Annotated in this window: 24 protein-coding genes; 15 read left to right on the top strand and 9 right to left on the bottom strand. The window is 61.6% G+C overall.

Going from position 1 to position 23,040, the window contains the following annotated elements; all coding sequences use genetic code 11:
* The 4 genes from CCR95_RS05890 to CCR95_RS05875 all read left to right on the top strand — a co-directional run.
* The coding region (locus tag CCR95_RS05890) for a transposase (protein ID WP_207188524.1) at window positions 1–302 on the top strand (302 nt) is incomplete at its 5' end.
* Window positions 303–479: 177 nt separating this feature from the next.
* Window positions 480–1,043, top strand: a complete 564-nt coding sequence (gene dcd, locus CCR95_RS05885) for a dCTP deaminase (RefSeq protein ID WP_014779335.1) — start codon at window positions 480–482, stop codon at window positions 1,041–1,043.
* An 81-nt stretch (window positions 1,044–1,124) separates the two neighbouring features.
* Window positions 1,125–1,904 carry a queuosine precursor transporter gene (locus tag CCR95_RS05880; RefSeq protein WP_201092722.1) on the top strand — a complete coding sequence of 260 codons (780 nt, stop codon included), beginning with the start codon at window positions 1,125–1,127 and terminating at the stop codon, window positions 1,902–1,904.
* A 138-nt stretch (window positions 1,905–2,042) separates the two neighbouring features.
* On the top strand, window positions 2,043–2,228 hold the full coding sequence (locus CCR95_RS05875; protein ID WP_242523078.1) for a hypothetical protein: 186 nt from the start codon (window positions 2,043–2,045) through the stop codon (window positions 2,226–2,228).
* Here the strand turns inward: CCR95_RS05875 and CCR95_RS05870 are convergent.
* Window positions 2,225–3,412: a glycosyltransferase gene (locus CCR95_RS05870; RefSeq protein ID WP_201092718.1), complete on the bottom strand. Its 1,188-nt coding sequence runs from the start codon at window positions 3,410–3,412 to the stop codon at window positions 2,225–2,227. The two genes, CCR95_RS05875 and CCR95_RS05870, sit on opposite strands and share 4 nt — an antisense overlap.
* A gap of 83 nt (window positions 3,413–3,495) precedes the next feature.
* Between CCR95_RS05870 and CCR95_RS05865 the strand changes: the two genes are divergently transcribed.
* The 8 genes from CCR95_RS05865 (at window position 3,496) to CCR95_RS05830 (ending at window position 10,846) form a co-directional block, all read left to right on the top strand.
* Window positions 3,496–3,900 carry a hypothetical protein gene (locus CCR95_RS05865; RefSeq protein WP_201092717.1) on the top strand — a complete coding sequence of 135 codons (405 nt, stop codon included), beginning with the start codon at window positions 3,496–3,498 and terminating at the stop codon, window positions 3,898–3,900.
* Between the two features lie 140 nt (window positions 3,901–4,040).
* Window positions 4,041–5,081, top strand: a complete 1,041-nt coding sequence (locus CCR95_RS05860; RefSeq protein WP_201092716.1) for a PstS family phosphate ABC transporter substrate-binding protein — start codon at window positions 4,041–4,043, stop codon at window positions 5,079–5,081.
* Between the two features lie 100 nt (window positions 5,082–5,181).
* Window positions 5,182–6,573 (top strand): phosphate ABC transporter permease subunit PstC, encoded by a 1,392-nt coding sequence (gene pstC, locus CCR95_RS05855; RefSeq protein WP_201092715.1) that lies wholly within the window; start codon window positions 5,182–5,184, stop codon window positions 6,571–6,573.
* Window positions 6,566–7,879 carry a phosphate ABC transporter permease PstA gene (pstA, locus tag CCR95_RS05850; RefSeq protein ID WP_201092714.1) on the top strand — a complete coding sequence of 438 codons (1,314 nt, stop codon included), beginning with the start codon at window positions 6,566–6,568 and terminating at the stop codon, window positions 7,877–7,879. Before pstC ends, pstA begins: the two co-directional genes overlap by 8 nt.
* A gap of 52 nt (window positions 7,880–7,931) precedes the next feature.
* A complete protein-coding gene (gene pstB, locus CCR95_RS05845; RefSeq protein ID WP_201092712.1) occupies window positions 7,932–8,795 on the top strand; it encodes a phosphate ABC transporter ATP-binding protein PstB in 864 nt (287 codons plus the stop codon).
* Window positions 8,795–9,553, top strand: a complete 759-nt coding sequence (phoU, locus tag CCR95_RS05840) for a phosphate signaling complex protein PhoU (protein WP_201092710.1) — start codon at window positions 8,795–8,797, stop codon at window positions 9,551–9,553. The genes pstB and phoU overlap by 1 nt, the downstream gene beginning before the upstream one ends.
* A 256-nt stretch (window positions 9,554–9,809) precedes the next feature.
* The gene (locus CCR95_RS05835) at window positions 9,810–10,097 is read left to right on the top strand and encodes an encapsulin-associated ferritin-like protein (protein WP_201092708.1); all 288 of its coding nucleotides are present in this window, start codon (window positions 9,810–9,812) and stop codon (window positions 10,095–10,097) included.
* 11 nt (window positions 10,098–10,108) lie between these two features.
* The gene (locus CCR95_RS05830; protein ID WP_201092706.1) at window positions 10,109–10,846 is read left to right on the top strand and encodes an MBL fold metallo-hydrolase; all 738 of its coding nucleotides are present in this window, start codon (window positions 10,109–10,111) and stop codon (window positions 10,844–10,846) included.
* Window positions 10,847–11,028: 182 nt separating this feature from the next.
* On the opposite strand, the gene CCR95_RS05825 is transcribed toward CCR95_RS05830, so the two are convergent.
* On the bottom strand, window positions 11,029–12,732 hold the full coding sequence (locus tag CCR95_RS05825) for an FAD-dependent oxidoreductase (protein WP_201092704.1): 1,704 nt from the start codon (window positions 12,730–12,732) through the stop codon (window positions 11,029–11,031).
* A 135-nt stretch (window positions 12,733–12,867) separates the two neighbouring features.
* Here CCR95_RS05825 and cobD point away from each other — a divergent pair, with 135 nt between their 5' ends.
* Both cobD and CCR95_RS26070 read left to right on the top strand, forming a co-directional pair.
* A complete protein-coding gene (gene cobD, locus CCR95_RS05820) occupies window positions 12,868–13,938 on the top strand; it encodes a threonine-phosphate decarboxylase CobD (RefSeq protein ID WP_201092702.1) in 1,071 nt (356 codons plus the stop codon).
* Window positions 13,935–14,843, top strand: coding sequence for a nicotinate-nucleotide--dimethylbenzimidazole phosphoribosyltransferase (locus CCR95_RS26070; RefSeq protein ID WP_201092700.1), 909 nt, complete (start codon window positions 13,935–13,937; stop codon window positions 14,841–14,843). The genes cobD and CCR95_RS26070 overlap by 4 nt, the downstream gene beginning before the upstream one ends.
* On the opposite strand, the gene CCR95_RS05810 is transcribed toward CCR95_RS26070, so the two are convergent.
* The 3 genes from CCR95_RS05810 to CCR95_RS05800 all read right to left on the bottom strand — a co-directional run bounded on the left by CCR95_RS05810 (window position 14,789) and on the right by CCR95_RS05800 (window position 18,847).
* Window positions 14,789–15,085: a hypothetical protein gene (locus CCR95_RS05810; protein ID WP_201092698.1), complete on the bottom strand. Its 297-nt coding sequence runs from the start codon at window positions 15,083–15,085 to the stop codon at window positions 14,789–14,791. The genes CCR95_RS26070 and CCR95_RS05810 overlap by 55 nt on opposite strands.
* Before the next feature lie 126 nt (window positions 15,086–15,211).
* Window positions 15,212–16,444, bottom strand: coding sequence for an ATP-binding protein (locus CCR95_RS05805; RefSeq protein ID WP_201092697.1), 1,233 nt, complete (start codon window positions 16,442–16,444; stop codon window positions 15,212–15,214).
* A 444-nt stretch (window positions 16,445–16,888) separates the two neighbouring features.
* The gene (locus tag CCR95_RS05800; RefSeq protein WP_201092696.1) at window positions 16,889–18,847 is read right to left on the bottom strand and encodes an SLC13 family permease; all 1,959 of its coding nucleotides are present in this window, start codon (window positions 18,845–18,847) and stop codon (window positions 16,889–16,891) included.
* Window positions 18,848–19,065: 218 nt separating this feature from the next.
* On the opposite strand from CCR95_RS05800, the gene CCR95_RS05795 reads away from it, so the two are divergent.
* Window positions 19,066–19,836 (top strand): retropepsin-like aspartic protease family protein, encoded by a 771-nt coding sequence (locus tag CCR95_RS05795; RefSeq protein ID WP_201092695.1) that lies wholly within the window; start codon window positions 19,066–19,068, stop codon window positions 19,834–19,836.
* A 47-nt stretch (window positions 19,837–19,883) separates the two neighbouring features.
* Here CCR95_RS05795 and CCR95_RS05790 read toward each other — a convergent pair whose 3' ends face one another.
* The 4 genes from CCR95_RS05790 to lspA form a co-directional block, all read right to left on the bottom strand.
* Window positions 19,884–20,171, bottom strand: coding sequence for a hypothetical protein (locus CCR95_RS05790; RefSeq protein ID WP_201092694.1), 288 nt, complete (start codon window positions 20,169–20,171; stop codon window positions 19,884–19,886).
* Between the two features lie 80 nt (window positions 20,172–20,251).
* Window positions 20,252–21,295, bottom strand: a complete 1,044-nt coding sequence (locus CCR95_RS05785; RefSeq protein WP_201092693.1) for a succinylglutamate desuccinylase/aspartoacylase family protein — start codon at window positions 21,293–21,295, stop codon at window positions 20,252–20,254.
* Between the two features lie 177 nt (window positions 21,296–21,472).
* A complete protein-coding gene (gene rimK, locus CCR95_RS05780) occupies window positions 21,473–22,378 on the bottom strand; it encodes a 30S ribosomal protein S6--L-glutamate ligase (protein WP_201092692.1) in 906 nt (301 codons plus the stop codon).
* 93 nt (window positions 22,379–22,471) lie between these two features.
* Window positions 22,472–22,981 carry a signal peptidase II gene (lspA, locus tag CCR95_RS05775; protein ID WP_201092690.1) on the bottom strand — a complete coding sequence of 170 codons (510 nt, stop codon included), beginning with the start codon at window positions 22,979–22,981 and terminating at the stop codon, window positions 22,472–22,474.
* Between the last annotated feature and the right edge of the window lie 59 nt (window positions 22,982–23,040).

Raw genomic sequence — 23,040 nt, 5'->3', positions numbered from 1 at the left:
CGCCTCAGCATCTGTGCTTGGACAAAGGATATGATGATGCCCGCGTGGAAATTGAAGTGCGGGGGCATGACTATCTTCCGCACATTCGACGCATTGGCGAGGAGAAACTGGTCGAAGGCGCTAAAACACATCCGGCCCGCCGTTGGGTGGTCGAACGAACCATCGCCTGGCTGAAGGGTTTTCGGGCCATTCGTACTCGTTATGTTTGTCAAGCACGCAACTATTTGGCCATGATTCATTTTGGCTTGTGCGCTCATTTTATTCCGGAAACTCCAACCCGCTGCAGATTAAGCAAATTCTGAACCGGATCTCCTCTTAATGGCAGTGAGGTGCCGGCTGCAAGCCGGCGATCCCAGGGGCGCATCAGGAGATTGCTGGTCGCAACCGATCAAATTAGGAATTGCTGTTACGTTTTTTGATTTTGCTCGCCGCGCGCCATTCGTTGTACCCTCATCGGCTATTTTCATGAGAGGTGCCCGATGGCCATCAAATCCGACCGCTGGATCCGCCGCATGGCCGAGCAGGGGATGATCGAACCTTTCGAGCCCGGACAGGTGCGCGAGGGCGAGAATGGGCGCGTGATCTCCTACGGCACGTCGAGCTATGGCTACGATGTCCGCTGCGCCGACGAATTCAAGATTTTTACCAATATCAATTCGGCCATCGTCGACCCCAAGAATTTCGATTCCAACGGATTCGTCGATCTCAAGTCCGATGTCTGCATCATTCCGCCCAACTCCTTCGCGCTTGCCAGAACCATCGAATATTTTCGTGTTCCAAGGAATACACTATTGATTTGCTTAGGAAAAAGCACGTATGCGCGCTGCGGAATTATAGTAAATGTGACCCCATTGGAACCGGAATGGGAAGGCCATGTCACCCTGGAATTTTCCAACACCACGCCGCTTCCCGCGAAAATTTACGCCAATGAAGGCGTGGCGCAGATTCTCTTTCTTGAATCGGACGAGATTTGCGAAACATCCTATAAAGACCGTGGCGGCAAATATCAGGGTCAGCGCGGCGTGACCTTACCGAAATCCTGACACCATGATCGCGTCAGACGCCTCGGCAGGCGCGGTTGTCGCGACCCTTGCGTCTCCTGCCGTGCCGGTTGAGCGCCCGTCATGACCTTTGACCGACCCACTCGACTCTTCGTCGTCCTCGGCGGCTTCTTCGTCTGCAATGCGCTGATCGCCGAGTTTCTGGGCGTGAAGATCTTCGCGCTGGAGGACACCCTCGGCCTGGCGCCCTTCGACTGGAATCTGTTCGGTCAGTCCGGTTCGCTGAGTTTCACGGCGGGCGTGCTGCTGTGGCCGGTGGTGTTTATCATGACCGACATCATCAATGAGTATTTCGGTCGGCGCGGGGTGCGCTTTCTCTCCTACCTAACAGTCGCGCTGATCCTCTACGCCTTTGCCTTCGCCTATCTGGCGATCGCACTGGCTCCAGCCAGTTGGTGGGTGGGGATTCAGGCCGAACAGGGCGTGCCGGACATGCAGGCGGCCTTCGGCGTGATCTTCGGTCAGGGCATGTGGATCATCGCCGGTTCGGTGATCGCCTTTCTGATCGGGCAGATCGTCGATGTGACCATCTTTCATCGGATCCGGCGGATCACGGGGAGTCGCTATGTCTGGGCGCGGGCGACGGGGTCGACGCTGGTGTCGCAGTTGATCGACAGTTTCGTGGTGCTCTACATCGCCTTCGTGCTGGGACCGCAGCAATGGTCCATGGAACTCTTTCTGGCGGTGGGGACGGTCAACTATCTCTATAAATTCGTCGTTGCCATCGCGCTGACGCCTTTGATCTATCTGGGGCGTTCTCTGATCGACCGCTATCTGGGACCGGAGCTTGCGCGGGCTTTGACCGAGCGGGCTGCCGGGCGCGAAGATCCCGCTGAGAAATGAATCACAAAAGCCGTCTCGCAGGGGATGGCTGTCGTGATCGTGGGCTAAAATTCAGTGAAGCCCATAGACTCAATCGAGAGTGCGACCATGTTGATTTCAGGTGCGAGCCAAGCGGGAATGCGGGGGATTCAAAACGGAATGGAAGGTTTGCGCGCCAATGCGTCCGAGCTGGCTAGCGCAAGACAGATGGACGGGAGCACCGCGCGTGACATCAGTAAGCCTCTGGTGGAGCAAACGCAGAATGTCCAGCAGGTCGAGGCATCGGCGAAAGTGTTGAGCGCCAGCGACGAGATGATTGGACGCCTGATCCACGAGATCGCCTAGCCTGGATTGCTCGCCGGCACGGATTGTTGAAGTCCGTTCCCGGAGACGTGATCGTAGAGTTCCAGCATGCGGTCGGCAAGCACCGGGGCCGACCAGGAGCGCGCGTGCTGGACGGCTTCTCGCGACAGCCGCTCGCGCAGGACCGGATCCGTGAGAAGATGCACGGCCTTGGCGGCGAAATCGTCCTCATCCTCCTCAGCGATGAGCGATCCCAATCCCCCAGCCAGAACCTCCTTGGTTCCCATCACCGCAGTCGACACGACCGGCACGCCCAGTGCCATGGCTTCCAGCAGAACCAGCCCCTGGGTCTCGGTGCGCGAGGCGAACACGAAGGCGGCGCCCGCGCAGTAGCAATCCTCCAGACTTCCGTCCCGGTTGAGATAGCCGGTGAACAGCGTGTGATCGGTCAGCCCCAGCGCCTGGACCTGGGCCGCGAGCTGGGATCTGGCGGGGCCTTCTCCGGCAATCACCAACAGCACGTCGGGTACCTGTGTCTTGATGCGCGCGAGCGCCCGCAGGATAAAATCGATGTTCTTTTCGAAGGCGAGACGGCTCACATGCACCAGGACCGGCCGCTCGGGCGGAATCCGGTAGCGTGCGCGGAAGCGCCTGCCGTCGCCCTGGCTGAATTGAATCAGTTCGATTCCGGTCGGAATCACCCTGGCCGGTGTCTTGACGCCATAGCGCGACAGAATGTCCAGCATGGCCTGCGAGGGCACCGCCAGGGCGTCGACATCGTTGCACTGCGCCGCGGAGAAATAGCGCGCTGCCCGCTGAAGCCAGCTTGACGGAACGAAGGAGACATAGTGATGGAGATACTGCTCGAAAAAGGTGTGGTAGCTTTCGATCACGGGGACGCCAAGCCGTTTGGCAAGTCCGAGACCGGTGTAGTGCGCGAAAAAAGGCGTATGGATGTGCACAAGGTCGAAGCCGCGGCGTTCGAGATCGGCATCGTGGCGACGAATCTGACGGGGCCGCAGCATGCGATCCTCGGGGTCGACCGGAAGATAACGCGAGGGGATGCGCAGGATTTCAAAAGGTTCCGGCGCGTCGTGGCCGTAATCCGGCGCGATCAGGGTGACCTCATGGCCCTTGCCGACAAACTCCCTCGCGAAGGTCTGGATGGACGTCGAAACGCCGGTGATGCGGGGGAAATAGACATCCGAGATCATCAAAACGCGCATAGGAGGAGTCACGCTCAACCGGCAAAGTCCGTGATGATAACCTTAGCGAATCGATATTCGCATCTAAATGAAGGAAAGATGACATGAACGATGGGTCAAAACCGGGAACAAACGTGTTTGCGGCAAGTCTGGCGTTGGTTCTGCTGGCCTTGCCGGCAGGCTGGGCAGGCGCCGGGACAGAGGGCGCGACGACGGTTCCCGCACTCTGGGGCTATGGCGTCAAGCCCTGCTCCGCCTTTCTCGCGACCGCGCCAGTGGATGCGATGTCCACCCCCATTGCCGATGAGGACTATCGGCGGTATCGCGAATGGCTGGCCGGTCTGGTGACCGGGCTCAACCTCGCGACCGGCCGCGACGTGCTGCGCGACGCCGAACTGGATGCCGCGATGCTGCGCATTCGGACGATCTGCAAGGATCATCCCGAGGATGATTTTTTCAATGCCAGTTTGCGTCTGGTGCGTTCGTTGGGACAGTTGAGCGGGAAGTGAGGGAGGCGTTGCCGTCGGGAACGTATCGGGTTCGCAGGGTGTCTCCGTCATAAAATGGTCATCAAGCCATCATATGATGTGCATCAGTCACGATCACAATACAGCCTCGCTGTTTCAATGATCTTCTGGGAGACATTTTGATGAACAAGACTCTGATCGCCTCCGCCGTCCTGCTGGCGGCCGGCTCGCTCTCGACTCAGGCCATGGCCCGCGACACCATCAACATCGTCGGCTCCTCGACGGTGTTCCCGTTCTCCACCGCGGTTGCCGAGACCTTTGGGCGCACCATGGGCTTCAAAACCCCTAAGGTCGAGTCCACCGGTACTGGCGGCGGTATGAAGCTCTTCTGCGCCGGCGTGGGCGTCGATCATCCGGACATCACTAATGCCTCGCGTCGCATGAAGGCGTCCGAGTTCGAGAATTGCCAGAAGGCTGGCGCGAAGGAGATCACCGAGGTCAAGATCGGCTTCGACGGTATCGCCATCGCGAATGCCAAAAAGGCGCCTCAACTCGACTTGACGCTAAAAGATATCTTTCTGGCGCTCGCCAAGGATGTCCCGGATGCCAGCGGTAAATTCGTCCCCAATCCGAACAAGACCTGGAAGGACGTGAACTCCGCCCTCCCGGATGCCAAGATCGAGGTTCTGGGACCGCCGCCGACGTCCGGCACCCGCGATGCGTTCGTCGAGCTGGCGATGGAAGGCGGTTGCAACAGCATTCCCGAAATCAAGGCGCTGAAGAAGAGCGACGAGAAGAAGCATAAGGCCATCTGCGGCGGTATCCGCGAAGATGGCGCCTACATCGAGGCCGGCGAGAACGATAACCTGATCGTTCAGAAGTTGGCGTCCAACAAGAACGCCCTGGGCATTTTCGGCTACAGCTTCCTCGACCAGAACACCGATAAGGTGCAGGGTTCCAAGATCGCTGGCGTCGAGCCAACCTACGAGACCATCTCCGATGGGTCTTATCCGGTGTCGCGCTCGATCTATTTTTATGTCAAGAACGCGCATGTCGGGACCATCCCCGGCATCAAGCAGTTCGTCGTCGAATTCACCAGCGATAAGGCCTGGGGCCCCGAGGGTTATCTGGCCGACAAAGGTCTGATCTCGCTGCCCGATGCCGAACGCGCCAGTGTCGCCAAGTCCGCTCAGGCGCTGGAGCCCATGTCCAAGCCGGAATAATCACGGATCGCCCGACCAGGCGAGGCAGGGAACGCCCCGCAAGCTGCCGTGGACCGCGCGCGGTCCACGGCTTTCAATGGTTTCACCAAGCGGAATTTCGATGTACGCCTGGATCCTCATTCTCACGCTGCTCGCGGTCATGGCCGTGGCTTACCAATTGGGCATTAAGCGCGCCATCTCCAGCGTTGGCGGTCTGACCCAAATTAATGCGCTCCATTCGCTGCCATCTTATTACGGCCTTTACGCCGCGCTCTGGGCTGGCATTCCAGCCCTCCTGCTCATGGGGTTGTGGATCGGGTTTCAGGATCAGATCGTCACCAGTCTGGTCACCGCCAATCTGTCCCCGGACATGCTTGAGGGTCAGTCTTCCGGGCGCATCGACCTGATCCTCAACGACATCAAGAACCTGGCGACGGGCAACATCGTGTCGGCCACCGTGACTCCGGAGGTCCAGGCTGCCGCCGATCAGTACGCGCGGTTGGAACGCATCGCCACCTGGTCCATGTGGCTGGCCGTGCTGGCCGTGGCGCTTGGCGGCATGGCGTACGCTTGGAGGAGAACCGGGCCCCAGATGCGCGCCCGCAATCGGGTCGAATCCATCTTTCTGGCGATCATGATCGTGTTTTCGTCGATTGCGATTCTGACAACCCTGGGGATCGTGCTCTCGGTTCTGTTCGAGTCACTGCGGTTCTTCGACATGGTCTCGCCGGTCGAGTTTTTCCTTGGCACCAACTGGAGTCCGCAGATCGCGCTGCGTGCCGATCAGGTTGGAGCGACCGGTGCCTTCGGCGCCATCCCGCTCTTCACCGGGACGCTGATGGTCTCGCTGATCGCCATGCTGGTAGCCGTGCCCATCGGTCTGATGTCCGCGATCTATCTGTCCGAGTATGCCCCGCGCAATGTGCGCGCGGTGGCCAAACCGGTGATTGAGATTCTGGCCGGCATTCCGACCGTGGTGTACGGTTTCTTCGCCGCCTTGACCGTGGCGCCGGCGATCCGCGATCTTGGTGCCTTGCTCGGACTGGAAGTCGCCTCCGAGAGTGCCCTGGCGGCTGGACTGGTCATGGGTATCATGATCATCCCCTTCGTGTCTTCCCTGTCGGACGACGTCATCAACGCGGTGCCCCAGTCCATGCGCGACGGCTCATACGCCTTAGGCGCGACTCAATCCGAGACCATCCGCCGGGTGATCGTGCCCGCCGCGCTGCCTGGCATCGTCGGCGGCATCCTGTTGGCCGTCTCGCGGGCGATCGGCGAAACCATGATCGTGGTGATGGCCGCGGGCATGGCCGCCAACCTGACCGCCAATCCGCTCGAGAGCGTGACCACGGTGACGGTGCAGATCGTGACCCTACTGACCGGTGACCAGGAATTCGATAGCGCTAAGACGCTTGCGGCCTTCGCGCTGGGTCTGACGCTCTTTCTGGTGACCCTGTCACTCAATATCGTCGCCTTGTCGATCGTGCGTAAATATCGGGAGCAATATGAATAACCTCGCAGCTACCGCGCCCGGTGCTCCACCGCGACGCACCATCGATATCGTCAACGAATCGCTGAAACGACGCTATGCACGGGAGCGCCGTTTTCGGCTGATGGGCGCCATCGCGGTCGGACTCGGACTAGCATTTGTCGTCCTGCTGTTCGCCGATATCGTCAGCAAGGGCTATACGGCCTTTCAACAGACCTACATTCGCCTGCCGGTCACGCTCACGGCCAGCATCGTCGATCCCGCGGGCACCAGGGACATAGAGTCCATTTCCGGCGCGAATTACAATCAATTGATCAAGGATGCGCTGCGTCAACAGTTTCCCGAGGTGACGGATCGCCGCGAACTGCGCCGGTTGTCTTCGATGCTGAGCGTCGGCGCTCCCCAGCTTTTGCGCGAACGCGTGATGGAGGATTCCAGCCTGATTGGGACCACCCAGGAGATCTGGGTGCTGGCCGATGACGATATCGACATGCTGGTCAAGGGCAATATCGACCGCGAGGCCGCCCAGGGGGATCGGCGCGTCACGGATGAGGTCATTGGTTGGGTTGGCCAGCTTGAGCAACAGGGACGGATCGAAAAACGCTTTAACACCATCTTTTTCACACACGGCACCTCGCGCGAGCCGGAACTGGCGGGGATTGCCGGGGCGCTGATGGGATCCTTATACACGCTGACGCTGACATTCTTGCTTTCCTTCCCGATCGGGGTCGGCGCCGCGCTTTATCTGGAGGAGTTCGCGCCCAAGAACCGCTGGACCGATCTCATCGAAGTCAATGTCAACAATCTGGCCGCGGTCCCTTCCATCGTCTTCGGTCTGCTGGGGTTGGCGGTCTTCATCGGCTTTTTCGGCGTGCCGCGCTCCACCCCGTTGGTGGCGGCGCTGGTGATGACCATCATGACCCTGCCGACCATCATCATCGCCAGCCGCGTCGCGCTCAAATCGGTGCCGCCCTCGATCCGCGAGGCCGCACTCGGAGTGGGCGCCTCGGCCTTGCAGACCCAGTTCCATCATGTGCTGCCGCTGGCTCTGCCCGGCATGTTGACCGGCGCCATCATCGGCATGGCGCGCGCGCTTGGCGAGACCGCGCCCTTGCTAATGATCGGCATGATCGCCTTCATCGTCGACGTGCCCAGCGGCTTCACCGATTCGGCCACCGTCCTGCCGGTGCAGATCTTCCTGTGGGCGGACAGCCCGGAGCGCGGTTTCGTGGAGCGCACCTCGGCGGCGATCATGGTGCTACTGGCCTTCCTGTTCCTGATGAACTTTGTCGCGGTGATGCTGAGACGCAAATTCGAGCGGCGCTGGTAGACGCCGTCCGCTCAAGGATCCAGGTCAATGAATTTCGAGGCACTCAAGAGTCATGAATACGATGGTTGAAGCAATCGATAAGGCGACGGGCGCGATGAGTTCCGCCGAACTGGCGGGCGGACAGCATTCCAGGGCTACGGTTGGCGATTTCACCGCCGTCGATCCGCGCATGGTCTGCCGCAACGTCGATGTCTGGTATGGCAGCAAACAGGCCATCCATGGCGTCAGCCTGGACATCGGCAAGAACGAAGTCGTCTCCATGATCGGCCCCTCGGGCTGCGGCAAGTCCACCTTCCTGCGCAGCCTGAACCGGATGAACGACACCATCGTCGGTTGCCGGGTCACGGGTTCGATTCAGCTCGACGGGCAGGAGATCTATGACAAGGGACTCGACCCGGTGCCCCTGCGGGCCAGGGTCGGGATGGTTTTTCAGAAGCCCAATCCCTTTCCCAAGTCCATTTATGAAAACGTCGCCTATGGGCCACGCATTCATGGCTTGACCAATAACAAGGCGGAACTGGACGAACTGGTCGAGGACAGTCTGCAAAAGGCCGGCCTCTGGAACGAGGTCAAGGATCGTCTCGACCAGCCCGGCACCGGACTCTCCGGCGGTCAGCAGCAGCGGCTCTGTATCGCGCGCACCATCGCCGTGTCGCCCGAGGTCATCCTGATGGACGAACCCTGTTCGGCGCTGGATCCGATCGCCACCGCCATTGTCGAGGAACTGATCGACGAACTGCGCCAGAACTTCAGCATCGCCATCGTGACCCACTCGATGCAACAGGCCGCCCGCGTCTCGCAGCGCACCGCCTATTTCCATCTGGGCGATCTGATCGAGGTCGGCGAAACCAATCATATCTTCACCAACCCCCAGCATAAATTGACGGAAGACTACATCACCGGACGGTTCGGTTAATGACCGACTCCAGTTCCCTCAAACCCATCGTCGATCTCGCCAGCGGGCATACCGTGCGTCGCTACGATCAGGAACTCGCGAAACTGCGCGGGATTATCCTGGAGATGGGCGAGCGCGTGGTGGAGCAGACACAGTCCGCCGTGAGGGCGCTGGTGGATCGGGAGGACAGTCAAGCGTTCCGGGTGCTCGACCGCGAGCCCCAGATCGATTTTCTGTCGCTCGATGCCGACGAGGAAGTCTTCCTGGTGATCGCGCGCCGCCAGCCCACGGCGGTCGATCTGCGCATCGTGCTGGCCCTGTCCAAGATCGCCGACGATGTGGAGCGCGCGGGCGACAAGGCGGTCCGCATCGCCCGCCAGGCGCTGGAGTTGCGGGATCTAAATACCGGTTCTGACCTGCTTTCGGAGACAATGAGGGAGACCCTGCGTCAGCTAGACGACAAAGCCTGCTGCATGTTCGAACGCGGCATTCAGGCTGTCGCTACCTTCGATGTCGCGCTCGCGCTGCATATTTTCGAGGATGAGCCGAGCCTCTATCAGGCCTCCCACGAGGCGCGCCAACTCCTGGGCGAACAGGATCGAGAGGGTCTGACACCGCGTCAGGCCGTCTGTCTGCTGACCACCGCCCACGCCCTGGAACGCATCGGCAATCACGCCGCCAACATCGCCGAGCAGGTGATCTATGTGGCGCTTGGGCAGGATGTCCGTTACCGCAATCGCGACATCCTCATCGAGACCCTGCGTCACCACGGGTATTGAATCGCCGGGAAGGCGGTCTACCTTGTGTAGACCGTGGCGATTGTGTTTCAGCATTGTCTTTCTGTCTGGTACGCCGGACAATCCAAGCCGCGTCCAGCATCGTAACGAGTAAAAAATAAGTTAAACAACGACAACGATGACAAAAATGGCGCCAAGAGTATTCGCTAATGGACTTGTTTAGCTTACTCATGAACCGTTCCGTAGCGAGCTGGCGCTGCCACCCATCACCGACACCCTAATGACTGGAGATCCGACCATGGCGAACGAGGGCTATCACGAGCCGACCGAGGAACTGTCCGACGAAACCCGCGACATGCACCGGGCCATCATCTCGCTGATGGAAGAACTGGAAGCGGTCGACTGGTACAACCAGCGGGTCGATGTCTGCAAGGACGCGGATCTGAAGGCGATCCTGGCGCACAATCGCGACGAAGAGAAGGAACATGCCGCCATGGTGCTGGAATGGATCCGCCGCAAGGATCCGAGCTTCGACAAGGAACTCAAGGACTATCTCTTTACCGACAAGGTCATCGCGCACCATTGATCTGAATCCGCATGGAAACCGCCACGCTTACCATTCTGTTCGACAATTATCCGGGCCTGCCCGGACTCCAGACCCTCTGGGGTTTCTCCGCGCTCATTCGGACACCGGCTCTGACCGTCCTGTTCGATACCGGGAGCAACGGCCGCGTTCTGCTCAAGAACATGCGCGCGCTGGACATCGACCCCGCCGGGCTGGACATGATCTTTCTCTCCCATGCGCACTGGGACCATATCGGCGGTCTGGACTCGATCCTGGAACTCAACCCAACTGCGACCGTGGTCATCCACGAAGGGTTTTCCAAGCATCTCGTCCATGACCTCCAAAGTCTCTGTGGCGAACTGATTGTCGTCGGCTCCGAACCCCGCGAACTGGGCCCCGGCATTCGTTCCACCGGCATGCTGGCAGCCGATCCACCGGAGCAGGCGCTGGTACTGGATCTGGACGAATCGCTCGCGGTCATTGGCGGCTGCTCGCATCCGGGGATCGAGCGGCTCGTCGAACAGACCCGGTCAGCGGATGGCAAGCCCGTCCGTTGGGCGATTGGCGGTTTCCATCTGATGTACTCCGATGCCCCCGCCATCGCGCGGGCCATCGCCTCGCTGCGCCAGCTTGGCGTCACCGAGGTGGTGCCGACCCACTGCACCGGCGATGCCGCCCGGGCGGCGCTGCGTCAGGTCTATGGCACGGGCTTCATCGAGGGTGGGGTAGGGCGCCGGATCGATTTGGTCCCCAAGGCTGCAAACGCCTGACCGCCGTTGCGCGTCAGCCATTCTCGATCGGCATCAGATACGCGGTGCGTATCGACAGGCTTGCATCCTGCTCAAGGGATGGAGATGGCCTCGATCTCCGTGCTCCATCCCACGCAACGAGAATTAGATTCACAGCGTCAACGCGATGCCCCTCCACCTCCACGGAACGGCGATCGCTTCGCTCATTTCTCGCGCGGATACGGCCAGGCCATGATGCCGCCTTCCATGACCTTGACGTTGCGCCAGCCATGCCCTTGCAGGATCGCCGCCGCTTCATAGCCCCGCAGCGAGACACGGCAATAGAGGATGATTTCCTTGTCTTTATCCTGCGGCAGTTCCGCCAAACGCCCGCGCAGTGCGCCCAGCGGGATCAGGGTCTCGCCGATGCCGAGCCGGATCTCCTCGAACTCCAATGGGGTGCGGGTATCGAGGATGAAACAGTCCGCGCCGGTCTCTGCCCGCTGTTTGACCTCGGCGACCGAGATGCCCCGCATGCGTCCGAGCAGCTTGTTTTCGAGCACCTGGGCGGCGGTGATGACATGGTCGAGCGCCAGCGAATAGGGTGGCGCGTAGGGCAGGTCCGCGTTGACCAGATCCGCGACCGTTAGATTGCCCCGGATGGCCATGGCGACCGTGGCGACCCGTTTGCTCGCGTCGCCCGGACCGATACATTGAAAACCCAGCACTCGTCCGGTCTTACGGTCCGCGATCATTTTGCTGACGAGCAGCTTGCCCTGCATGTAGGGCGGGATGTCGAGACCCGAAATCGTCGCCGTTTCGATGTCGGTCAGGCCCAGTTCGCGCGCTCGCCCGGCGCTGAGTCCGGTGAAGCCGACCGTGTAATCGAAGATCTTGCAGATGCCGGTGTGGGTGATCCCCGGAAAGGTCGCGCTCCCCTCCTGGATCAGGTTCTGTCCGACCACCCGCCCCTGCAGATTGGCGATATCGCCATAGGGCGCGCGCACTTTGTCCCCGGTGATCAGCGAGGTGCATTCCACGCAATCGCCCGCCGCGTAGATATCCGGGTCGGAAGTCTGCATGAATTCATTGACCGCGATGCCGCCCTGCGCGCCGATGTCGAGTCCGGCGGACTTGGCGAGCGCGACGTTGGGACGCACGCCGACCGCGACCACCGCGAGTTGGCAGGGGAGTTCGGTCCCGTTATCGAGCTTGACGCCGGTTAGCGTTCCGGCTTCTCCGAGGAAGGCCGCGACGCCATTGCCCGTGATGATGTCGGTCGTGAAGCCGCGCACATGGTTGGCGACCAGTTTTGCCAGCTCGGGATCCAGGAAGGGCAGGATCGAGCTGGTTTTCTCGATGATGGTTGTCTGGATGCCGGCGAGATGCAGCGCCTCGGAGACCTCGAAACCGATCAGTCCGCCGCCGACGATGACGGCGCGCTGTACCTGGTTGGCGTCCCGGATCGCGCGTAGCGAATCGGCGTCGCCGAGCGAATGCAGGGTGTGAATCCCCGCCAGGTCGGCGCCCGGAACCGGCGGATACAGCGGGGTCGCGCCGGTGGCGATCACCAGCTTGTCATAGGCAAGGGTGGAGGTTGCGCCGGTCGGCAGGTGTTTGCAGGTCACGGTCTTGGACCCGCGGTCGATGGCGACCGCCTCGGTCAGCACCTTGGCGTCGATGCCCTTGGCTTTTTCGAAGAAATTGGGGTCGCGCACGATGCCGGCCGAGGTGCAGATGAGCTGATTGCGGTCATCGAAGACCCCGCCGACATAGTAGGGGTAGCCGCAGGAGGCCATGGAGAGGTCGGCCTCCTTCTGGATGATGGTGATGGACGCATGTTCGTCCATGCGACGGGCTTTGGCCGCCGCCTTGGGACCGGCGGCGGACCCGCCAACGACAACGATTTTGATGGGTTGCGAAGTCATACGGGAAAACCTTGTTGTGACGATTGGAAAGACTTGCCTGGCGACGGGGATGGACACAGGTTCAAGACAGGACAGCGCTGGGGCGCGGTCGTCATTATGGCATTTCGTGCCTGACGCTGGTGGATCCGCTGCGGTATGATCTGCCGATTCCGCTCAGCGCTTTTCCACTCCGTATCCGCGGGAGTTCCTCTTCTGAACGATCATGACCCGCCCGAGCATGGTGGGCGGCTGCGTCAGGCCGCCGCGCGTTTCGGCATTCCATTGGCGCGCTGGCTCGATCTGTCCACCGGAATCAACCCGCGTGCGTGGCCGGTTCCGGCCTTGCCGGCGTCCGCCTGGGGCCGTTTGCCCGAGGCGGAGGATGGCCTGGAGTCGGAGGCGGCACGCTACTATGGAGCGCCCGATCCGTTGCCGCTGGCTGGATCCCAGGCCGCGATTCAGGCGCTTCCAACCATGCGCGCACCCTGTCGCGTGGGTGTGCCGCGGGTGGGCTATCGGGAGCATGCGTATGCTTGGCGCCGGGCCGGACATCGTGTGATCGAACTGGCCGACAGCGATCCGGGTCATTGGCTGGACGAAGGCCCCGAGCGGCTCGATTGTCTGGTCGTGATCAATCCCAATAATCCGACCGGCCACTGCTGGCCGGTCGCGACCCTGCTCGACTGGCACGCACGGCTTGCCGCGCGCGGCGGCTGGCTGATCGTCGACGAGGCTTTCATGGATGCCACGCCCGCGGCGAGTCTGACCCCGTACGCCGGTCGGCCCGGATTGATCCTGCTCCGCTCGCTCGGCAAGTTTTTTGGTCTGGCTGGAGCGCGGGTCGGCTTTCTGTTCGCCGAGCCGGCTTTGCAGGCGACCCTGAACGCGTGGCTCGGACCCTGGACCCTGACCGGTCCTTCGCGCCTGATTGCCCGGCAGGCCTTCGCCGACACCGCCTGGCAACGTTGCACGCGGGCGTCGCTGGCGCTGGACGCCACGCGCCTCGCCGCGCTGCTGCGACGCCACGGGCTTGCGCCAACGGGCGGCACGGCGCTTTTCCAATGGGTTCTGATCGCGGACGCGGCGCGCATTGATGCGGCGTTGGCGCAACAGGGAATTTTGGTGCGTCGTTTCGAGCGTCCCGCCAGTCTGCGTTTCGGCTTGCCGGGCGAGGAAAGGGATTGGCAACGGTTGAGCGCGGCCCTGGGATCCGCCGTCCATTCGTGAAACCTGACTGGCTTGCGGTGCCCGCCGCGGACCCGGCGGCCTATCCGGCATGGGGGCTATCGCGGCAGGACGATGCGCGTGTCGCGACCCCGTTTCGGTCTGCCGATTCTCATGCCTTGACCGTCAGTCGTCCAGGCGATGCCGAGCCAGAGCGCGTCGGGCGGGAGCGGAAAAGCGCTTGCCGGATTCGTGTCGTCCTTCTGGTTGCCGAGCGGGATCCGGTTTTCATGTCGCCGAGCGGGACGCTGGCTGCCGCGCTCGGAGCATGGACGCGGACACGGCGAAACGATCGCCGTGTTTTTGGCGCGTTACTGGCGTCCCCGGATCTCGACATCGAAATCCTCGATTCGGGGACTTCCATGCGATCCGGGGCGCGATTGTCCAATCTGGCGCGCGCTCCGAGCGGTTCGAGGGACGACGATCCGCGTCACCGCAGGTTGCTCGATATACACCGGTTGGATGTCGCCCTGAGCCTTGGCCGGCATGCCGCGGAGCGCGCGAAACTGGCTGGGCGCGATCTTTTGGTGGTCTTGGGGCCGTCCGAGCATGGGCTGGCGTCGGAGGCGATTCGAGCCGATTCTGCCTGGCACGCCAGCCTTTCGGACGATTCCTATGAAGCGCTGCGTCGTCTGGGAAGCGTCGAGATTGCCGCCCGCGTTGGCGCGCTGATCGCGGGTGCCCAGATCGGTCTGCCGGTCCTGTTGCAGGGAACGGACGCGGGCGCGGCGAGACGGGTCGCCTGCTGTCTGCATCCGCAGCTGGGCGAGTGGCTGAACATCGCCGACGGCATGTCCCGGTCTTTTGCGACCTGGACGCCGTCGGATGCCTCTTGCTTTCCCGGTTCGGCGATTCACTCGATCATGGTCGACGCACGCAGACTCGCTTCCCGGAAGGCCTCGGTCTGACGGATCGGCTGCCCCTGTTTTAGCCGATGACGCAACAGGTTGAACTCCCACGTGCGTTCGGCAAGCAGGCGACGCAGTTCGGCTTTCTCCAGTTCGGCTTTCAAGAGCTTGCGCCCCAGACAGTCGAGTCGAATGCCCACGACATCGAGCTTGATTCTGGTTCGTTCGATCGTGCGCTCAAGTCGTTTAAGTCTTTGCTCATCCAGGTTGGTAATCTGGCAGTCGATCGGGTCGGGATCCATGCAGGGTTTCTCCATTGAGTCCATCATGAGGATCTAAACCGCGTTCAGAGCCGCTTGCCTGAAACAGTTTAGAAGATAGGCTTGAATCCTAACCTTCTCATTTCCGATGGGTATCCGTGAAAACACTTAGACCCATCCAAAAGGGTCTTGGTCTGTCTCCATGCCGCCTTCGAGAATCCGACGTTTGCCCTCCAGAATGAAATGGATGGCACGGTTGAAATCGGCGAGCGAGACGACGCGCGCATCGCCTGGGCGCAGCGAGGCATAGGATGCCGCGAGCAGCACGGCGTTTTGAATGTCGCCCCCCGCCGCGCCCTCCGAAGACCGGGCGAGGGCCGCGAAGTCCACGTCGTCGGCCAGCGGCAGTTGGCGGGGAACGTGACCGCGCCAGATCATCTCACGTTGTTCGGTGGCGGGAAGCCGGAACTCCACATGCGCCAGCATCCGGCGCAGAAAGGCGGTGTCGTAGTTCCTGACCAGATTCGAGGCGAAGATGACCGCGCCATTGAAGTTGTCCAACTCGATCAGGGTGGTGCTGCGCGCGACATTGATGCTGTTGTCGGCGGACTGGGAGACGTTGAGCAGGCGCTTGCCCAGGATCGAATCGGCCTCGTCGAAAAACAGCAGGGCGCCAGTCTCGGTGGCCTTGGCGAAGGCCGCCTGGATGTTCTTGGGCGTCTCGCCGACATATTTCGACTCCAATTCGGCATAGCTGATCCGCAGGATGCGTTTGCCGAGCAGATCGGCGATGGCGTCGGCGGCCAGGGTCTTGCCGGTGCCGGGCGGGCCATAGAAGTTCAATGCCACCCGTCGTCCGGTGCGGGCGATCGAGCCGAGATTCCAGGTTTCGTAGAGCAGATCCTGGGAGACGAGGACGTTGGTGGCCTCGCGGATGCGCTCCAGGCTGTCCTGGTCAAGGATGAGATGTTCCAGCGAATAGCGCGGTTCGAGCGGTTCGAGTCCCGCCAGCCGAGGTTCCTCGTCCTCTGCCGTCCGCGGCCCCATGCCGCCGGGGGCGTTGAGGTCGTAGAGCGGACCGATCCGCTCCGCGGGTGGGGTCTCCAGATGGGTCTTGGACGGATTGAAGTCGACGCGAATCCGGGGTTTGGCAAGCCGTCCGGGGAACTCGGACGTCTCCAGCAGCCGGGCGAGCCTGCGCAGAAAATCGTTCGAGGCCGCTGCCTCGACCTCGACCGAGGTGTCCTGTCCCTTCTCGAAGCATTGCTGACAATAGAGCAGCGGCGCGCCGACCACCTCGATGAAATAGTGACCCACATTGGATTTCTTGCCATGGTGGGACAGGGTCAGTTCGCACCCATGAAGCGGGCAGAGGGGCTTTTTTTTGAGTAATGACAGCATGGGATGGAGGTTTGGCGATCTAGCAGGAATGGCGGGTCAACGGGTCTGTGGTCAGGTGTCGCGGATTTGCCCGCCCGAGGAATAAGGTGATTGTTGGAAGATAGCGTGCCAAATTGAATCCGTTCATGGTGAGTTCGTCGAACCATGAACGGATTCAATTTCAGGCGGTGACGACTTTTCGTTCGTCTTTTGGCAAGCCTTGGGCAACTCCCTGCAAATAACCGGTCAATGCCTTCCAATTACGACCAGCGAAGGAGCGCGAATCAAACCAATGCACGGCGGTTTGGAACGGAGTATCTGCGATGATCGTTGTCGTTGTCGTTGTCGTTGTCGTTATTCGACAACGACAACGACAACGAAAGGTTGAAACGTCCTTACGGGGCGCATGCCCCGTCCGGCCATGTTATTTTGCGGGAGTTTCCTTGCTTTATCTTGCCCCTTCGATCAGAACACCTGGTTCAACATGAACAGCGAGACCACCAAGAAAAGAACGGTCATGATGCCGCCGGCGCGCATGAAGTCCGCCACGCGGTAACCGCCCGGCCCCATGATCAGCGCGTTCACCTGATGGGTGGGGAGGAAAAACGAGTTGGAGGTGGCGATGGCGACGGTCAGGGCGAACACCGCCGGGTTGGCGCCGACCCCCAGGGCCATGTTGACGGCCAGCGGCACCAGCAGCACGGTGGCGCCAACGTTCGACATGACCAGCGTGAAGGCAGTGGCCAGCACCGCCAGTGCCGCCTGAACCATCCAGATGGGTACGTCGCCCAGGGCCGTCAGCGTCTCCTGCGCGATCCAGGCGGCGGTGCCGCTGGACTCGACCGCGAATCCGAGCGGGATGAGCGACGCCAACAGGAAGACGGTCTTCCAACTGACGGCGTTATAGGCTTCCTCGATCGACAGCACACGCGTCAGCACCATGCCCACGGCGCCGGTGAGCAGCGCGATCGAGAGTCTGAGGTCGGTCAAGAGGATCAACCCCAGCGTCAGCACGAACAGGAAGAGCGCGGCCGGTACCTTATGCGGACGCAGTTCCTCGTGCGGATATTCGGTGGTGACGATCACGAAGTCGCGATTCTGCTCCAGCCGGGCGAGATCGGCCCAGGTGGTATGGACGACCAGCGCATCGCCGGCGGCGAAGGGCAGGTTGCGCACGCCGCCGGTTTTGTAGGTGATCTGGTCGCCGCCACGATTGATGGCGAGCAGCGAGAGCCCGTAGGTCTTGCGCAGCCAGACATCGCGCGCGGTCTTGCCGATCAGGCTGGAGCCGGGCGGAATGACGATCTCGGCGATACCGGCCTTGGTGTGGGCCATGGCCTCGGCGAACAGCTCCAACTCGCGTTTGCGGGTGAGCTGATTGGCGTTGGCGAAATCCAGCAGCGAGTCGGCGTTGCCCAGCATGCCGAGCGTGGTGCCGGCGGCGATGCCCAGGGTACGGTCGATCCCGTCGGCCCCGAAGCGCAGTCCGTCGCCCTTTTCGACCCCGACGATCCGCACCTTCCAGGTGCGCTCCAGTTCGTCGACGTTCATCCCGATCAGATGACTTTTCTGGGGAACGCGGAACTCGCCAAGCTCGAAATCGCTGAGCCCATAGGTTTCAGCGAAGTACTGGCTGGTGTCGCTGCCTTCGAGCTTGTCGCTGCGAATCGCGGGGAGCACGAAGCGCCCGGCCAACACGAAATAAATAATGCCGGTGGCGAGCAGCGCCACGCCGATCGGTGTGACATCGAACAGTTCGAAGGTCTTCATCGACGCCACGCCATCGGGCAGCGCCTGATTCGAGGTCAGGATGAGGTCGTTGAGCAGAATCAGCGGACTGGAGCCGACCATGGTGATGGTGCCGCCGAGGATGGCGCAGAAACCCATGGGCATCAGTAGACGCGAGAGCGGTAGTCCGGTGCGTGCCGAGATGCGGCTGACGACCGGCAGGAAGAGCGCGGCCGCGCCGACATTCTGCATGAAACTGGAGATGGTGCCGACCGTGCCCGAGATCAGCGGGATGATGCGCGTCTCGGTGGAGCCGCCGATGCGCATGATGAACCCGGCAACCTGCGACATGATGCCGGTCTTATCCAATCCGGCGCCGACGATCATGACCGCGATGATGGAGATGACGGCGTTACTGGAGAAGCCGTCGAACAGTCGCTCGACCGGAACCAGCCCCTGTTCCAGCCCCATCCAGGGCGCCAGGAAACTCGTCAGTCCGAGCAGGACCATCACGGTGATCGCCGCCACGTCGACGCTGACGACCTCGAAGGCGAACAGGAAGATCGTGAGCAGCAGGAAGGCGCTGACCCAGGCGATCTCGGTGGAGGGAACCACGCTGGCAAGATAGATGCCGACGATGGCGAAAAAGGCGGCCGCGAGGTCTTGTCTGGACAAGGCGCGGAAGGTATTGGACATGGTGATTTTTCCTCTTGCTGGCTGGTTGATGACCGTGCGTCAACCGCGCATGATACGTAAAGGGTTTCCCGGATTCCTGTCTTTTTCCGTCAGGATGAGGCGTCAGTTCAAGGCCCGAGTCTGCCTGGCGGTGTCTGTCTGACGGTGGCGGACGTTCCAGCTCGCTGTTAGTCTCTCCGGTGTTGTTCGTTTCCGTTTACCGCCTGGAGATTGAACCCATGACGCTTTTTCTCCGCCGGATCTCGATTTCGTCTTCACTGATCGTCTGTGGTATCGCCTTTGCCGCGAAAGAGCCTGCGACAGTGCCCTCGGTCCCCGTCGCGACCGAACTTGAGAAGCTGATGTCCGAGCATGGTTTCGAGGTGCGCGGCATTGAGCAGACCGCCGATGCCACGGCGCGCGCCGAGGGCGGTGGATTGCTCGCGCGGCTGCACATGCTCTTGGAAAATTTCGATTATGTGCTTGTTCAGACGCCGGATGGCGGGGTCGAACGGGTACTCATTCTGGGCGAAAAGGTTGCCTACGTGCCGCCGCCCCTCGTGGTGGAAAGCGATGATGAGGATGCGGATCCCGTCACATCCGAGTCGAGCGATGCTGAAGAAATCGTCCTGTCGACGCAGCGCAAGGGCTCCTCTCATCTGTTGACCCTGACTCTCGAAGGAGCGAGCGAGCAGCAAGTCAAGCAACTCCTGCTGATCGATACCGGTGCCGATCAGGTGGTGCTGCCGGCGTCGCTGGTTGCGTCTCTGGGACTGGATACCAGCACTCTGCGTAATCAGCAGGTGCAGACGGCGAATGGTTCGGTCGATGCGCGCGTTGGGACACTGCCCGCGATCTGGCTTGGCGATACGCGCGTCGCCGATGTGTCGGCCGCGTTCATCGATGACCAGCGGCTCGGCGGTCAGGCGTTGCTTGGAATGAATGTGCTGGGGCGTTTCCGGATCACGATCGACGATGTCAATAACCAGGTGACCCTGGGGTCGAAATGAGACCCGCTCCTGTTCGGCCAGTCCTTGGCCGTCGGGATGGGGCGGTGCTACAGGCCTTGTTTGAGCCGCTTCAGATGTTCTTTAAGTTCCTTGACATCGTGATCGAGACGCTCGATCCCTTGCGCATGCGTCTGTTCATGCTTGGCCTGGTTGAGCGCCATTTGGCGCATGTATTTCCGCAATTCATGGAGTTCGCTCTCGACGCGGCCCAGGCTCGTCGTGGTTTGGTCCAAACGTTCGTTGGTCTGATCCAGGCGCGTGTTGAATTCCTCGCGCAGTTTCAGAATGCTCTCGCGAATTTCCCTCAGCAGGACAAGAACAAAGCCGGTGGACATGGTGCGCTCCAGGAGCGAAGGCGGAAATGAGGGCAGCTTCTGTGCAAAGACCGCTATAGTACGTTGTTCGGCACGCCAGTTCAGAGAACCTCCTCGCTCTCTTCATCATCCGGATCCAGCGAGTCGCGATATTGCTCCAGCCGCTCGACCGTCGCCTCCAGCATGCCGTAACGGGCGATGTGGTAGATGCCCTCGCCCTCGGTGACCAGGGGTAGATTGGTGCGCCCGATGACGATGCCGCTGGCGGGCGCGAGCACGGGCTCGTCCGAGTGACGGAAGGGATCGGTGACGATCCCCAGCGTCTCGCCTTTTTTGACGCAGGCGCCGAGCGGTGTCAGCGAAAGCAACACGCCGCTGCGGTCGGCGCGAACCCAGAGGCTGGAACGAGCAACGACCGGTTTGTGTTCGGGCGTTTTGCGGCTTGCGTGGCCGCGGATCATCCCCAGATGGCGCATCACCCCCAGAATGCCGCGCAATCCGGCGCGCACCGCGAACTCGTCGAAACGCAGCGCCTCGCCGCCCTCGTATAACAGCAGCGGGATGGCGCGCTCGATCGCCGCCGCGCGCAACGAGCCGGGCCGAACCTCGGCTTCCAGGATCACTGGCGTACCGAAGGCGTTGGCGAGTGCCGGCATGCGGACATCGGCATCGAGCGTCACCCGGATCTGCGGCAGGTTCTCGCGATGCAGCGCGCCGGTGTGCAGATCGATCCCATGGGTCGAGCCTTCCACGACCTCGCCGATCAGGGTCGCCGCCAAGCGCGCGGCCAGGGAACCTTTGTCGGAACCGGGGAAGCTCCGGTTCAGGTCGCGCCGATCCGGCAGATAGCGGGATTGGCGCACATAGCCATAGACGTTGACCACGGGTACCGCCAGCAGGGTGCCGGACAGTCGCTGCAAGGACTTTTGCAGCAGCAGACGCCGGATGATTTCGACCCCGTTAATTTCGTCGCCATGGATCGAGGCGGTGACGAACAGCCGCGGTCCCGGGCGTCGCCCCTGAAGGACATGCACCGGCATCAGGACCGGCGTTTGCGTGTAAAGGCTGGGCAGCGGGATATCGACGCGGGCGCGTTCGCCGGGTTGCACGCAGCGACCGGCGATAACAAACGGGGCAGGGGTCATCGTGAGACGTCCAGAACATGAAGCGACCGGAAAGACATCGCCCCGATCTTGTCATGAAACCGTCGCGGAGTACCAGCGAGTCAACCTCATTCTGGGACCGCCGAGTTGCACTCGGCTCTCCGGAGGCTAGGCAGGGGCGAAGAGGCCGAGTGCAACTCGGCAATCCCAGAGAGGCGGCTAGCCCTGACCGCGCGTGCGCGTCTTGCCGAGCGCGGCGTTCTTTTCGATGAAGCCGACGATCATGCCCGCGACATCCTTACCGGTCGCGCCCTCGATCCCTTCGAGCCCCGGCGACGAATTGACCTCCATCACCACTGGCCCGTGATTGGAGCGCAGGATGTCCACGCCCGCCACGTTAAGCCCCATGATGCGGGCCGCGCGGGTCGCCGTCGAGCGTTCCTCCGGAGTGATGCGGATCAGCGAGGCGCTGCCGCCGCGGTGCAGGTTGGATCGGAACTCGCCCTCCTTGGCCTGGCGTTTCATGGTCGCGACCACCTTGTCGCCGATGACGAAACAACGGATGTCCGAGCCATTGGCCTCCTTGATGTATTCCTGCACCAGGATGTTGACCTTGAGGCCCATGAAGGCTTCGATGACGCTCTCGGCGGCCTTCTGGGTCTCGGCCAGCACCACGCCGATGCCCTGGGTGCCTTCCAGCAGCTTGATGACCAGCGGCGCGCCGCCGACCATCTTGATCAGATCCTCCACGTCGTCCGGGGCGTGAGCGAAGCCGGTGATGGGCAACCCGATCCCCTTGCGCGACAGCAATTGCAGCGAGCGCAGCTTGTCGCGGGCGCGGCTGATGGCGACCGATTCGTTCAGCGGATAGACCCCCAGCATCTCGAACTGACGCAGCACCGCCGTGCCGTAAAAGGTCACCGAGGCGCCGATGCGCGGGATGACGGCATCGAAGTCAGTGAATTCCTCGCCCTTGTAGTGCATCGAGGGGGCGAGCGAGGTGATGTTCATGTAGCAGCGCAGGACATCGATGACCTTGGTCTCGTGTCCGCGCGCGCGCGCGGCCTCCACCAGTCGACGGGTCGAGTACAGCGAGGGATTGCGCGAGAGGATGGCGATTCTCATGCAGGGTCGGCGCCAGTCGCCGTGAACCTTCGTGGTCTGTGATCGGAGCGCATGATACCGGAATCGCTTGCGCGCTTCCGGTTGGTTCTGGTTTCAGACGCCGTTTTCAGACGGCGAACGGCTCGCGGTGTCGTCCGCGATCAGAGTCGCGATCAGCAGGATGATAACGCCCAGTGTTATCGCGCTGTCGGCGATATTGAAGGCGGGCCAGGGATTGAACAGATCCAGTGGAATAAAGGGCAGATAGACCTGGATGAAATCCACCACATGACCGAGCAGGATCCGGTCGATCAAATTACCGAGGGCGCCGCCGATCAGCAGCGCCAAGCCGGCGGCCAGCCAGCCCTCGCCACGCTTGAGCCGCAACAGCCAGACCGTGAGCGTGACGCTGACGGCCAGCGCGAGCCCGGTGAACAGCCAGCGCTGCCAGCCGCCCGCGTCCGAGAGAAAGCTGAAGGCCGCGCCCTCGTTGAACATCAGGGTCAGGTTGAGGTTCGGCGACAGGATGACCGGCTCGAAGGGTTGCAGGGTGGAGAGGATCAACCATTTGGTCGCCTGATCCAGGAGCAGGACGAGGAGAGAGAGCCAGAGCCAGTGTTTCACATTCGCACCATTCGGTCGACGTAAGTTTGCCGTTAGTCGATGGGTAGAGTGCTCATGGG

The sequence above is a fragment of the Thiocystis minor genome (assembly GCF_016653465.1).
GTDB lineage: Bacteria > Pseudomonadota > Gammaproteobacteria > Chromatiales > Chromatiaceae > Chromatium > Chromatium minus.
The sequence above is the reverse complement of the archived record's forward strand: the minus strand, read 5'-3'. Positions and strand labels throughout refer to the sequence as shown.

What these genes read in the sequence shown, in the direction of transcription:
- CCR95_RS05865 (WP_201092717.1), top strand. Translation starts at nt 3,496, where the DNA reads ATGAACGATGGGTCAAAACCGGGAACAAACGTGTTTGCGGCAAGTCTG.
- pstB (WP_201092712.1), top strand. Translation starts at nt 7,932, where the DNA reads ATGAATACGATGGTTGAAGCAATCGATAAGGCGACGGGCGCGATGAGT.
- CCR95_RS05785 (WP_201092693.1), bottom strand. Translation starts at nt 21,295, where the DNA reads ATGACCCCTGCCCCGTTTGTTATCGCCGGTCGCTGCGTGCAACCCGGC.
- cobD (WP_201092702.1), top strand. Translation starts at nt 12,868, where the DNA reads ATGATCTGCCGATTCCGCTCAGCGCTTTTCCACTCCGTATCCGCGGGA.
- CCR95_RS05875 (WP_242523078.1), top strand. Translation starts at nt 2,043, where the DNA reads ATGGAAGGTTTGCGCGCCAATGCGTCCGAGCTGGCTAGCGCAAGACAG.
- pstA (WP_201092714.1), top strand. Translation starts at nt 6,566, where the DNA reads ATGAATAACCTCGCAGCTACCGCGCCCGGTGCTCCACCGCGACGCACC.
- dcd (WP_014779335.1), top strand. Translation starts at nt 480, where the DNA reads ATGGCCATCAAATCCGACCGCTGGATCCGCCGCATGGCCGAGCAGGGG.
- phoU (WP_201092710.1), top strand. Translation starts at nt 8,795, where the DNA reads ATGACCGACTCCAGTTCCCTCAAACCCATCGTCGATCTCGCCAGCGGG.
- CCR95_RS05835 (WP_201092708.1), top strand. Translation starts at nt 9,810, where the DNA reads ATGGCGAACGAGGGCTATCACGAGCCGACCGAGGAACTGTCCGACGAA.
- CCR95_RS05810 (WP_201092698.1), bottom strand. Translation starts at nt 15,085, where the DNA reads ATGGATCCCGACCCGATCGACTGCCAGATTACCAACCTGGATGAGCAA.
- CCR95_RS05825 (WP_201092704.1), bottom strand. Translation starts at nt 12,732, where the DNA reads ATGACTTCGCAACCCATCAAAATCGTTGTCGTTGGCGGGTCCGCCGCC.
- CCR95_RS05800 (WP_201092696.1), bottom strand. Translation starts at nt 18,847, where the DNA reads ATGTCCAATACCTTCCGCGCCTTGTCCAGACAAGACCTCGCGGCCGCC.
- CCR95_RS05795 (WP_201092695.1), top strand. Translation starts at nt 19,066, where the DNA reads ATGACGCTTTTTCTCCGCCGGATCTCGATTTCGTCTTCACTGATCGTC.
- CCR95_RS05870 (WP_201092718.1), bottom strand. Translation starts at nt 3,412, where the DNA reads ATGCGCGTTTTGATGATCTCGGATGTCTATTTCCCCCGCATCACCGGC.
- CCR95_RS05880 (WP_201092722.1), top strand. Translation starts at nt 1,125, where the DNA reads ATGACCTTTGACCGACCCACTCGACTCTTCGTCGTCCTCGGCGGCTTC.
- pstC (WP_201092715.1), top strand. Translation starts at nt 5,182, where the DNA reads ATGTACGCCTGGATCCTCATTCTCACGCTGCTCGCGGTCATGGCCGTG.
- CCR95_RS05790 (WP_201092694.1), bottom strand. Translation starts at nt 20,171, where the DNA reads ATGTCCACCGGCTTTGTTCTTGTCCTGCTGAGGGAAATTCGCGAGAGC.
- rimK (WP_201092692.1), bottom strand. Translation starts at nt 22,378, where the DNA reads ATGAGAATCGCCATCCTCTCGCGCAATCCCTCGCTGTACTCGACCCGT.
- CCR95_RS05860 (WP_201092716.1), top strand. Translation starts at nt 4,041, where the DNA reads ATGAACAAGACTCTGATCGCCTCCGCCGTCCTGCTGGCGGCCGGCTCG.
- CCR95_RS05805 (WP_201092697.1), bottom strand. Translation starts at nt 16,444, where the DNA reads ATGCTGTCATTACTCAAAAAAAAGCCCCTCTGCCCGCTTCATGGGTGC.
- CCR95_RS05830 (WP_201092706.1), top strand. Translation starts at nt 10,109, where the DNA reads ATGGAAACCGCCACGCTTACCATTCTGTTCGACAATTATCCGGGCCTG.